The 11,731-nt window shown below is 63.5% G+C and carries 9 protein-coding genes; 3 read left to right on the top strand and 6 right to left on the bottom strand.

Annotated elements, in window-relative coordinates:
• Positions 1-465, bottom strand: a complete 465-nt coding sequence (locus QQK16_RS20660; RefSeq protein ID WP_284198391.1) for a flavodoxin family protein — start codon at positions 463-465, stop codon at positions 1-3.
• Positions 466-571: 106 nt separating this feature from the next.
• Here QQK16_RS20660 and QQK16_RS20655 point away from each other — a divergent pair, with 106 nt between their 5' ends.
• Positions 572-2,017: an NAD(P)H-hydrate dehydratase gene (locus QQK16_RS20655; RefSeq protein ID WP_284198390.1), complete on the top strand. Its 1,446-nt coding sequence runs from the start codon at positions 572-574 to the stop codon at positions 2,015-2,017.
• 153 nt (positions 2,018-2,170) lie between these two features.
• The gene (locus QQK16_RS20650) at positions 2,171-3,424 is read left to right on the top strand and encodes a S41 family peptidase (RefSeq protein ID WP_284198389.1); all 1,254 of its coding nucleotides are present in this window, start codon (positions 2,171-2,173) and stop codon (positions 3,422-3,424) included.
• Between the two features lie 30 nt (positions 3,425-3,454).
• Here QQK16_RS20650 and QQK16_RS20645 read toward each other — a convergent pair whose 3' ends face one another.
• From QQK16_RS20645 to QQK16_RS20625, 5 genes are all read right to left on the bottom strand, one after another.
• Positions 3,455-4,387 carry a peptidylprolyl isomerase gene (locus QQK16_RS20645; RefSeq protein WP_284198388.1) on the bottom strand — a complete coding sequence of 311 codons (933 nt, stop codon included), beginning with the start codon at positions 4,385-4,387 and terminating at the stop codon, positions 3,455-3,457.
• 328 nt (positions 4,388-4,715) lie between these two features.
• Complete coding sequence (locus QQK16_RS20640; RefSeq protein WP_284198387.1) at positions 4,716-6,086, bottom strand: DUF945 family protein; 1,371 nt, start codon at positions 6,084-6,086, stop codon at positions 4,716-4,718.
• 215 nt (positions 6,087-6,301) lie between these two features.
• The gene (locus QQK16_RS20635) at positions 6,302-7,081 is read right to left on the bottom strand and encodes a substrate-binding periplasmic protein (protein ID WP_284198386.1); all 780 of its coding nucleotides are present in this window, start codon (positions 7,079-7,081) and stop codon (positions 6,302-6,304) included.
• A gap of 126 nt (positions 7,082-7,207) precedes the next feature.
• Positions 7,208-8,710: a CoA-acylating methylmalonate-semialdehyde dehydrogenase gene (locus QQK16_RS20630; protein WP_284198385.1), complete on the bottom strand. Its 1,503-nt coding sequence runs from the start codon at positions 8,708-8,710 to the stop codon at positions 7,208-7,210.
• Positions 8,711-8,801: 91 nt separating this feature from the next.
• Positions 8,802-10,184: an aspartate aminotransferase family protein gene (locus QQK16_RS20625; RefSeq protein WP_284198384.1), complete on the bottom strand. Its 1,383-nt coding sequence runs from the start codon at positions 10,182-10,184 to the stop codon at positions 8,802-8,804.
• A gap of 128 nt (positions 10,185-10,312) precedes the next feature.
• On the opposite strand from QQK16_RS20625, the gene QQK16_RS20620 reads away from it, so the two are divergent.
• Positions 10,313-11,692, top strand: coding sequence for an aminotransferase-like domain-containing protein (locus QQK16_RS20620; RefSeq protein WP_284198383.1), 1,380 nt, complete (start codon positions 10,313-10,315; stop codon positions 11,690-11,692).
• Positions 11,693-11,731 lie beyond the last annotated feature (39 nt).

The raw sequence follows: 11,731 nt of genomic DNA, 5'->3' as shown, positions 1-11,731 counted from the left end.
TCAGAATATGCCCATGGCGATGCCGCCCGCCATGGCCTCACCCAGCTCGCAAGCCCGCTGCAATTGCGCCTCGGTGGGCGCCCCCTTGACCACCAGGGGCTCGGCAATGGCTTTCAGCGGGTAACCCCGGGCAATACGCTCTACCGCCATGACCGCCCCGCTGCCGTCATTGCCGCCCACCACCACCAATGCATAGGGCAGGCCCGCTATCTTGCCCTGGGCGGGGTAGAAGGTTCGGTCAAAGAAATCCTTCAGCGCGCCCGCCATATAGCCAAACTTCTCTGGCGTCACCAGCAGCAGACCCTTTGCCGCCAGCAAATCCGGCAGATCTGCCTGCAACGCCGGCAGCATGACAGTGGCCACCTCGTCCGCCAGCGCAGCAGCACCGATCCGCGCTGATTGCGCCAGCGCATAGGTATGGCCGGCCTCGGTCTGCCCGGCATGCAGTATCAGCAGCTGTTTCATTGCATATCTCACACTCGCCGCAGGTATTACATCAACAAGCGCCACGCTGGGCAGTCTATGATCCAGAACACATCGCCCCTTCTTGCTATGACCGCATTCAGCCTCCATGTTCCATAACGTATCGCAGCTACGCCAGATAGAACAGCAGGCCCGCAAGCTGGGCCTGCCCCTGATGCGACGTGCCGGACGCGCCGCCGCCGATTTTATCTCGCGTCGCTTCGGCAAGGCCGCACCCATCGGCGTGCTGGTAGGGCCGGGCAACAATGGTGGCGACGCACTGGTTGCCGCCACCTTGCTGAGGCAGTTGGGCTATTCCCTATCAGTCTGCATGCCAGCCGGGCCAGGCAACCTGCCCGCTGACGCCGCCACCGCATACCGCGACTGGCAGCGCTGCGGCGGCACCGAGAGCGCCCATGCGCCTACAAGGGCCTGCACCGTCATCATCGACGGCTTGTTCGGCCTGGGCCTGAACCGTCCGTTGGAGCCAAACTGGCAGGCGCTGATTACCCAAGTCAACCAGTTGGGCAAACCGATACTGGCACTCGATGTGCCCAGCGGCGTACACGCCGACAGCGGCGCACTGCTGGGCACCCCCATACAGGCCCGCTGGACCCTGAGCTTCATCGGTCAGGCACGTGGGCTGGCAACCGGTGCAGCCCGCGACTATACCGGCCTCTGCCTGCTGGACAAGCTGGGGCTGGACGCCCCCACACTGGATCAGGCCGCCCTGCTGGATACCGCCACCGTGGCCCAAACCATCCGCATATCTCGTGCGGCCGACAGCCACAAGGGCAGCTATGGCACCATCTGCATCATAGGCGGCGCCGAGGGCATGACCGGTGCCGCCCTGCTGGCCGGCAGGGCGGCACTACAGGCAGGCGCCGGCAAGGTCTTTGCCGGTCTGCTGGGGCCGGTACCCAGTGCAGACCTGGCTCGCCCCGAGCTGATGCTGCGTCCGGCCGATACCCTGCTGATGGATGCGGCTGATCTGATCCTGCTGGGGCCAGGCCTGGGCCAAGGCGCGCCGGCTGCCGACCTGTTGCACCATGCGCTGAGCAGCCAGCAGGCACTGGTACTGGATGCTGACGCCCTCAACCTGCTGGCCAGCGACCCGCGCCTCACCCAGGCCGCCCACCCGCGCCAGGCGCCTACCGTGTTGACGCCCCATCCGGCCGAAGCCGCCAGGCTCCTGGCCTGCAGCACAGCCGAGGTGCAGCAGCACCGCTATGACGCTGCGGCAGCGCTTGCCCGCCGCTACCATGCCACCATCGTGCTCAAGGGCGCAGGTACCGTCATCGTCGACGGCGCCCTCATGGCGGTCAACCAGAGCGGCAGCGCCGCACTGGCCAATGCGGGCCAAGGCGACCTGCTGAGTGGCCTGATCGCCGCCCTGATGGCACAAGGCCTCACCGCCTGGCAGGCCACCTGCCTGGCCACCCGCCTGCATGGCTGCGCCAGTGACGCCCTGGTCAATCGCGATGGCCGGGGCATCACCTTGGCCAACGATGTGATCGCTGAGCTGGACCGGCACCTTGCCCCTTATTTTAGGTAGCGGACTTGCCGGCTACCACGCCCTCCCCGCCTCCAAAGGACACGTGCCAGAATTTGCGGTGCCCAGGCAGGCCTGTGCGAGGAGAAATTTTTTACGCACAACGCCGCATGGGGGCGAGAATGTGGCATCCACCTACGCCAAGCCCCTATCTGCATGAGAAAGTTATTCTGCACCTTGGGCCTGCTGCTCAGCACCCTTTGCAGCAAGGCCGCCCCCACCCCGTCTGCCAGCGACTACTTGGCCGACTTCGACACCCTGGCCACCGAAGTCACGGCCAACTACGCCTATTTCACCGACGGGCCACAGCATTGGCAGGCCGCCGTGGCGCACTACCGCCCCCTGGCCGCCAAGGCCCGCGATCAGCTTGCCTTCATCACGGTGCTGGAACAATTGCTGGAAGAATTGCACGACGACCACACCCAGCTCAACCGCAACACCGCCAGCTCGCCACGACTGGTCCCGTCGGGCACCGACCTGTGGGCGGCCTGGCAGGGCGAGACCGCCCGCCTGGTCCAGGTGCGGCCTGATAGCCCTGCCGCTAAGGCTGGCTTGCAAGCGGGCATGATATTGACCCATATACAGGGCCAGCCCATTGCCGTAGCCGTGGCGCAAAAACTTGGGCGGGTAGCGCCGCAGACCAGCCAACGGGCCCGCGACTGGGCCTTGCGCTCACTGCTGGCCGGCAGGCGTGACCAGCAGCGCCAGCTGCGCTTGTTGGCAGACGGCAGGCCGCTGGAGGTCACGCTGGCGGGTGTCAGCACACAGGCCAGCACGCCCCTGAGCCACAGGCGTATCGGTAGCGCCGGCTATATCCGGCTCAACAACAGTCTGGGCCAGGATGCGCTGATTACGGCTTTTGATGCAGCCCTGGCCGAGCTAGGCGACAGCCAGGGCTTGATCCTGGATCTGCGCGACACCCCTGGCGGCGGCAACAGCAAGATAGCCCGCGCCATCATGAGCCGCTTTATTGCGGTGGAAGCCGCCTATCAACGGCACGATCTGCCGCTGGAAGCCCAGCAAACCGGCATAGCCCGAGCTTGGCTGGAACTGGTGCAGCCACGCGGGCCATTCCAGTACACCCGCCCCCTGGTTGTACTGGTAGATCATTGGACCGGCAGCATGGGAGAAGGCCTGGCCATAGGCCTGCACGGCCTGGGCCGTGCCCAGGTCGTCGGCACTGCCATGGCCGGGTTGTTGGGGGCCACCTACACTATCCCTCTGCCGCATAGCGGCATCAGCGCCAATGTCCCCGCCGAACGGCTGTTCCATGTCCGTGGCACGCCCCGCGAGGACTTTCAGCCACCGATACGGGTAGACCTAGCCCAGCCCGCCGGCAATACCGACGACCTCATCCTGGCGGCCGGCTTGCGTGAACTGGCTAGCCACCGCCCTGCCCAGTTACCGTAGTCTATTGGTGCTGCGGGCCACCAGCGTCCATTAGCTGGCTGCAGGCACCAGCGGACGGGTAGGAATGCCAATATTGCAGACATTGGTGTGCTCGGCGCTATGCACATACCAATCACCACTGGCATGGCGGCGCGATTCCACCAGTGCCTGCCACGTGGGCGTATCGGTACGCAGCACCTCCAGCGCGGGGCGCTCGGCCGCAGGGATATCGGCCAGCAAGCGTACCCGCTGCAAGGGCACATGCTGCTCGGGCTTGTCATAGAACCCCATATTGCTGCCGCCACGCGGCAAGCCGGATAGCAACTCCATACCCTTGAGCACGCGGCCCACCACCGTGATGTTAAGATCCAGCGCACGCGGCGCCTGTCCGATGATGACGTAGAGACTGCTGCCGTTGCTGCTGTCCACCGTATTGCCACGGCCGGCACCGATCACGCCGTAGCAGTGTGGTATCCAGGCACGGTTCTTCTTCGGGTCGGCCGCCACCGGCATACCCTCGCTAAAGCCGGTGACCGGCGCAAAGCCATCCGCATCCTTCAGCCGGGCAATCGGCAATCCTCGGTAGGCAATGGAGAACTCCGCCGGTAGCTTGGCCTCGGCATCGCCCAACGGCTTGACCTTGGCAGGCTCTTTCTCCTCGTCCACCGGGTCGCCCCATTGGGTGACAAAGTTATCCTGCACCCGTATCACAGCAAGCCCGTCGTAGTAGCCATTGCGCGCCAGCTTGCGGATATTGGCAGCATGGCGCGGTGCAAAACGGGGCGCCAGTTCAAAGATCACCTGCCCGCCGTTCAGCTCCATCACCAGGGTATTTTGCCCATCCAGAGGGCGCCAATCGCTGGCAGCAGACTGCTTGATGATATCGGCAGGGGTGCGCTGCGCGGCAGCGGACACTCCAAGCGAGCAAGCCAGGGCAGCAGTAGCCCCCAGCACCAGGGAAACTCGAGCAGTCAGCGCAATCACGGCATTCTCCGTTTTAGGGTCAGCGGCGCAGCATGCCATAGCCAGCCAGCGCCGGCTAAGCCCCCCACACACAAGGGTGCCGCAAGCAAACACCAACACCAAGCCAATCACGGCTCGCGTCTGGACATCGACGCAGCATAGGCTTGATATGCAAGGAAAAAATACCCAGATAGCAAGTCCACATGGCGATACAAGCGGTGTATCCGGCAGCGCCCTCAAGCGCCTGCCTGTCGCGTAAAAGGCACGTCCCACCCAGCTGCTGTTGGCCCGTAAAACACAAAGGGCCGCTTTGCAGCGGCCCTTTGTGGGTGCTCGACGCCAGGCTGGCTTAGCCCTTTGCGCGCTTGGCGGTCTGCTTCGGCTTGGCCGATTTCTTGCCGCCAGACAGCGACAGCGGCTTGCCATTCAGCAACAGCTTGCCCTGGTTCATCACCAAGGTGCTACGCAGCACGTCGCCTTCCAGGCGAGCCCAGTTGTTCTGCTTCAGCGTATCGATACCGCTGCGCACCATCTGCTCGCTGGCCTCGTCCAGTTGCTGCTTGTCCACGCCCTCGCCACCTTGCTTGGCCATCATGGTGCGCGACAATTCGCGAACCATGCCCAGTGGCACGCTGGCATCAAAACGCAGCTGCACTTTCTTCATGATACGGTCGAAGTTCTGCAGGTCTCGGTCGGTCAGCTTGGCCAGCTTGACCTGGCCCTTGATCTGGGCCTTGTGGCCGTGATAGCGGGCGGAGATATCGTCGACATCCAGCACCACGCCCTGCTTCACCATGGCCACACCATGCTTCATTACCATGGCCAACGCGGCGTCAAGCTGTGCTGCCGGCACCTGCTTCTTCGCAGCCTGCGCCTTGGCATCCTTGTTCATGGCCGCCAGGGCCTCCAGCTGCAGGCCGCTGATACGCACCGCCAGATTGGCATCCTCTACGCTGTCTTCACCCCATTTGATGGCCTTGATCGAGCCGGTATAACCGATGACAACCGTCTTGCCCTTGGCTTGCATATCGAAGCCATAGCGCAGGGCGTGCAGCTGAACCGTCATGGGCAAGCGCTTGGGCGTCACGGTCACCTGCTCGACCCTGGCTTCGCCATTGCCGAACCACAAATCCAGCGGCCCCTTCATCTGGCTGCTCGCCATGGTGAGCCCGGTGGCTTTCAGTGTCAGCTCCTTGTTGTCCATGTCCAGCGTATCGGAGCTGGCGGTCATGGTAACCCGGCGCATATCGGACTTCACCAAGGCACGTCCAGCCATGCCTGACCAGTTCATCAGACTGGCAGCAGGCTCATCGTGGTACTTGAGCGGGTCGAGCTTGAAATCCACAGCAATGTCGCCGTCGGCCAGTTTCTGCTTGCTGAAATGCAAGGGCCTGGCGTTGCCAAACAGCTTCTTCAGGCGCTGCTGGGTAGGCTCGGAGAAGTCGAACTTCTCGATACGCTCCAGCTTGGCCTCCAGGGCCAGTTCGCTGCTTACCAGGGGGCTAAGCTCGCCCATGATGCCCATATAGGTCTGGAACAGCTCCGACTCCTGCATCTCGCGCATGGCTTCGGCTGCAAGGTCAGCTTTAGATTTCTTTGCAGCAGGCTCGGCAGCTGGCTGTGCAGCGGGATCAACGGCGGGCTGGTCGTTTGCAATAACGGGTTGTGCCAGCAACAGGCAGGCCGCAGCCAGGGAGGTGAGGCGGGATATTTTTATCACGTGCATACCTTGAATATATTGAACAGGATCTAAGAGCCTGTTCACTATTTTATTGCCCCGGTATCGGAGCAAATAAGATTGTGAACAGGCTCTTACGTTACCGCGTATACGGCGCCGCCGTGTGGCGGTGCGCGGCAATATAGCACCGAGCCAGACACTGACTGTCGGCATTTTTCGGTGGCGATCCGGTCAATATTTACAGGTCCCGCCAGGGCTCAGGCATAGCGCCGCACCACATCCTCTATACGGCGCTGGGTGGCGGGCACCCTCAGCACCTCGTCGACATGCCCCAGTATCTCTGCAGCACGGGGGTGATCCTTGCGTATCCCCAAGTGAAACGGCACGCTGGGCGCGATATAGGGCGCGGGGATGGAGACGATCTCCTGCAAAATGCCCAGCTTGCGCAAGCGCCACTTGGTGACGATGGGACTCAGGGAAACATGCACATCCCCCCGCGTGGCCATCACCATCCTGAAGATGGCGTCATGCCCCGGCGTCCACTCCACATGCGGGAAATCCTTCAGTGCCTGCTCCGCCCACTGGTTGCCCTTTTGGTCCACCAGGTAAAAAGCCTTGAGTTCATCGCGGGTCTTGATGCGCTCCAGCTCGGCCCTGCGCAGGTGGTAGGCATTGAAGAAGAGATGTGGCTGCAGCTGTACCACCGGCACGCTATGGAACAGGGCGTACTGCTTGCGTTCATCCGAGGCAAACGTACAGAGGGCATCGGCTAGCCCCTGCTGCACCATCATCTGAGCCCGTCGCCAAGGCAGGCCGACGTTGGACGGCACCAGGCCGTTCAGCTCGCTCAGAATGGGGTCGAGCACATCGGGCAGTATCCCCAGCACCCTGCTGGTACTGGTGGCGCTGTCTATATAGGAGTACGGCGCGTAGTCATCGTTATAGCTGACTACAAAGCGCTCAGGTGGGGTGGCCGCAGCCAGCAGCAGGGGCGAGGCGCCCAATAGCTGCAGTGTCTTTCTGCGTTGCTGGTCCATGATAGTGCTCCGTCGGCAGTCGGCCTGCAGATAAGCCCAGTCTAGACCTTGCTGTGCGGATTGCCGCCCCGCCCATCGCCCACCTGCCAGGCATGCGCCTCCTGGCAGGCGGTGGCAGCGTTCAGGCTACTTCATGGTGGGCATCACGAACTCGGCGCCCGAGCGTATCGATTGCGGCCAGCGCGCAGTCACGGTCTTCAAACGGGTATAGAAACGTATGCCCTCGGCACCATAAGCATGATGATCGCCATACAGCGACTGCTTCCAGCCACCAAAGCTCATGAACGCCATGGGTACGGGTATGGGTACATTCACCCCCACCATCCCCACCTGTATCCGGGCGACAAAGTCTCGCGCCGCGTCTCCATCGCGGGTGAAGATGGCGGTGCCATTACCGTAGGCATGCTCGTTGGTAATCCGTATCGCCTCTTCGTAACTGCCGACCCGCACCACGCAGAGTACCGGGCCAAAGATTTCCTCCTGGTATATCTTCATGCTGGTGGTGACGCCGTCAAACAGCGAGCCCCCCAGGAAGAAGCCACTTTCACAGCCCTGCACCACATGGCCGCGTCCATCCACCACCAGGCTGGCCCCTTCGGCCACGCCGGCATCGATGTAAGCGGCTACCTTGTTGCGATGCTCGCGTGTCACCAGCGGGCCCATTTCCACATCGGCTGAGCTATCCCAGCTACCTATCTTGAGCGCACGCACCTTGGGCGCCAGCCTGGCCACCAGGGCATCTGCCACCTCGTCGCCCACTGCTACCGCCACCGAAATTGCCATGCAGCGCTCCCCCGCCGAACCATACGCCGCGCCCATCAGGGCATCGACTGCCTGGTCGAGATCGGCATCGGGCATCACCACCATATGGTTCTTGGCACCGCCCAATGCCTGTACCCGCTTGCCACGGGCCGTACCGGTGGCGTAGATATACTGGGCAATGGGGGTGGAGCCCACAAAGCTGACTGCCTGGACATCGTCATTGGCCAGGATGGCATCCACCGCCACCTTGTCGCCCTGCACCACGTTGAACACGCCGTCTGGCAGGCCTGCCTCCTTCAGCAAGCGGGCCAGTATCAGGGCGGTGGATGGGTCGCGCTCGCTGGGCTTAAGCAGGAAGGTATTACCTGCCACCAGGGCCAGCGGAAACATCCACATGGGCACCATGGCCGGGAAATTGAACGGGGTGATGCCGGCCACTACCCCCAGCGCCTGGCGCAGGCTGTAGCTGTCTACTGCCGTACCCACATTCTCGGCAAACTCGCCCTTGAGCAGGTGGGGCGCGCCGCAGGCGAACTCCACCACTTCCAGGCCGCGTACCAGTTCACCATGGGCATCGGCCCTGACCTTGCCATGCTCGCGCGAGATGGCCGCCACGATTTCATCGGCGTGCCGCTCCAGCAGCTCCTTGAACTTGAACATCACCCGCGCCCGCCGCAGCGGCGGGGTGGCGGACCAGGCAGGGAACGCCGCCTTGGCAGCGGCCACAGCCAGATCCAGTTCCTCGCTGCTGGCCAATTGCACGCGGCCGCTGACCTCGCCCTGTGCCGGGTTGTAAACCTCGCTGTAGCGGCCGGAAGTGCCTGCCACTTCGGCGCCGTTGATCCAGTGATGTATGGTATTTGCCATGATGCCTGCCCTGCGTATGGGTAATTCAGATGCGGCCGTCACGCCAGCGTAGGCGGCGGCAGCGGATTAGATGACCGATGGCGAGCGCGCCTCAGCCGGCCGCCCGGATCGACTCCCGCAAGACCTCGGCCATATGGCCTATCTCTTCGGGTGTGGAAACAAAAGTCGGCCCCATGGCAATGATGTCGCCGGTAAAACGGAACAACACCCCGCGCTTGAGCGCCTCCTCGAACACTCGGATAGCACGCAGGCCGGGCTTGCCCTCCATGGGCGCCAGCTCCACCGCCGCCGCCAGCTGGCAGTTGCGTATATCGATCACATTGGCCTCGCCCTTGAGGCCATGCACGGCCTCTTCCAGGGTCTTGCTGAGTGCATTGACCCGCGGGTAGATCTGCTCCTCGGCGATCACATCCAGCGCGGCATGGGCTGCCGCCACCGCCAGCGCGTGGCCCGAGTAGGTGTAGCCATGGAAGAACTCCACCATATGGTCCGGGCCGGTCATGAAGGTGTCGTAGATCGATTTGGTCGCGATGACCCCGCCCATCGGCACCAGGCCATTGTTCACGCCCTTGGCGAAGGTTATGAGGTCGGGGGTGACATCGAAATACTGGGCGGCGAAAGGCTGGCCCATGCGGCCAAAGCCGGTGATCACTTCGTCGAAGATCAGCAGGATGCCATGCTTGGTGCACAGCTCACGCAGGCGCTTGAGATAGCCCTGCGGCGGCACGATGACGCCGGCCGAACCCTGCATGGGCTCCACGATCACGGCAGCGATGGTAGAAGCATCATGCAAGGCCACCAGCCGCTCCAGCTCATCGGCCAGGTGGCTACCCCATTGCGGCTCGCCCCGGCTGAACGCCATTTCCTTAAGATTGTGGGTGTGCGGCAGGTGATCCACCCCAGGCAGCATGCCTGCGGCAAACATCTTGCGGTTGGCCACCATGCCCCCTACCGAGATGCCGCCAAAACCCACGCCGTGATAGCCCTTCTCCCGGCCGATAAAGCGGGTGCGATGGGCTTCGCCCCGGGCACGGTGATAGGCCAGCGCCATCTTCAGCGCCGTATCGACGGCTTCGGAACCCGAATTGCAGAAGAACACATGCTCGAAGCCTGCCGGCGCCGCCTCGGCAATGCGCTCGGCCAGCTTGAACACGCCCGGCGTGCCCATCTGGAAGGCCGTACCATAGTCCAGCACATCAAGCTGCTGCTTGACGGCCTCCACCAGGCGCGGGTGCCGGTGGCCCAGGCCACAGCACCACAGGCCGGACAGCGCGTCGTAAAGCTTGTGGTTCTCGGTGGTCCAGTAATAGCTGCCTTCCGCCCGGGCCAGCATGCGATGCACCCGGTGGACCGCATCCTGCTTGTAGTAGCGGTTATGGCTGAAAGGCATCCAGTAGGGATTGAGATTCAGTTGCTCGCTATCGTTCTGGCCCATGGTGGTCTCCGTGGCTGGGGGCTGATCTGTATTGGTCATGTACTGGCCGCTGCAATCTCCGGCCATTTGTCACTGGCCGCTAGTATCGTTGAGAATTCAGCTATACCGCCATATACAAGCCCTGCCATCCGGCAGCCAGATGTACAGATACCCAGGCCAGTACAGTCATGTTGCAACTCGACCCCAGCGCCACCAGTCCGCTTACCGAACAGATCGTGCAGGGCCTGATAGGCAAGATAGAACGCGGCCTGCTCAGCGAAGGCGCCCGACTGCCGTCGGTGCGTGGCCTGGCCCAGGCTACGGGCGTCAGCCCGTTTACCGTGGCAGAAGCCTATAACCGGCTGGTAGCCGGTGGCTGGATCATGGCGCAGCGGGCACGCGGCTACTTCGTGGCCACTCGGCAGCGCCCACCGGCGGCGCCGGTGCGCTCACCGGTGGATGACGCCTGGCTGCTGAGCCGCGTCTACGAGGATGCTGAACTGGAGCTGCAGGCTGGTGGCGGCTGGCTACCGCATGACTGGCTATACGAGGACGGTGTACGGGCTGCGCTGCGCAATCTGGCTAAGGCACCGGGTGACCTGCTGACCCGCTATGGCCATCCGCAAGGCCTGCCTGCACTGCGCAGCCACCTGCAGTGGCGGCTGGCCCTTCGGGGACTGGAAGCGCCGGCCGAGCGCATCGTCCTGACCCACGGCGCCAGCCAGGGCCTGGACCTGGCGGTGCGGCTGCTGGTCAAGCCCGGCGATACCGTGATGATCGACAGCCCTGGCTACTCTACCCTGATCGCCGCGCTGCTATTGCACGGCGCCAAACTGGTCGGCATCCCCCGCACCCTGGCTGGGCCGGACGTAGCCGCCGTGGCACAGGCGGCAGCCCGACACCAGCCGGTCGCCCTGTTCACCAACAGCGCCCTGCACAACCCTACCGGCACCAGTACCACAGCCGCCACGGCGCACCAGTTGCTCAAGCTGGCCGACCGGCATGATTTCCATATCGTGGAAGACGACCCCTTTGCCGACCTGCAATTGCACCCCAGCCCTAGCTTGGCCAGCCTGGATGGACTGGAGCGCGTCATCTATCTGGGCAGCTTCTCCAAGACTCTGTCGCCAGCCCTGCGCGTGGGCTTTCTGCTGGCCCGTGCCGACCTGCTGACCCGTGCCACACAACACAAGATGGTGGCGGGGCTGACCGGCTCTGCCATCATGGAATCCGCTACCCTGTCCATGCTCACCGACGGCCACCACCGCACCCACCTGGATCGCCTGCGTGACCGCCTGGGTGAGGCCCAGGCCCGCGTCTGCGGCCGCCTGACTGAGCTGGGCTGGCAGGTTTTCCACCAACCCGCAGGCGGCCTGTTCCTGTGGGCAGAGGCACCGCCGCTGATGGATGTCAGCCGCCTGACCGAAGCGGCCGCCACCGTGGGCATCGCCCTCGCCCCAGGGCGTTTCTACCTGCCGGACGGCGGTAGCAGCCGGCACTTCCGCTTCAACGCCGCCTGGGCAGACAACAGTCGACTGTATGGTTGGCTGGCGGCACAATCGGGATGACCGCTTGTCGGCATGGTAAAAATGGCACTGCCCTATCCT

The organism is Chitinimonas prasina, assembly GCF_030160395.1.
Classification (GTDB): Bacteria; Pseudomonadota; Gammaproteobacteria; order Burkholderiales; family Chitinimonadaceae; genus Chitinimonas; species Chitinimonas prasina.
Note: the sequence above shows the minus strand (reverse complement) of the source record. Positions and strands in the feature narration are given on the sequence as shown.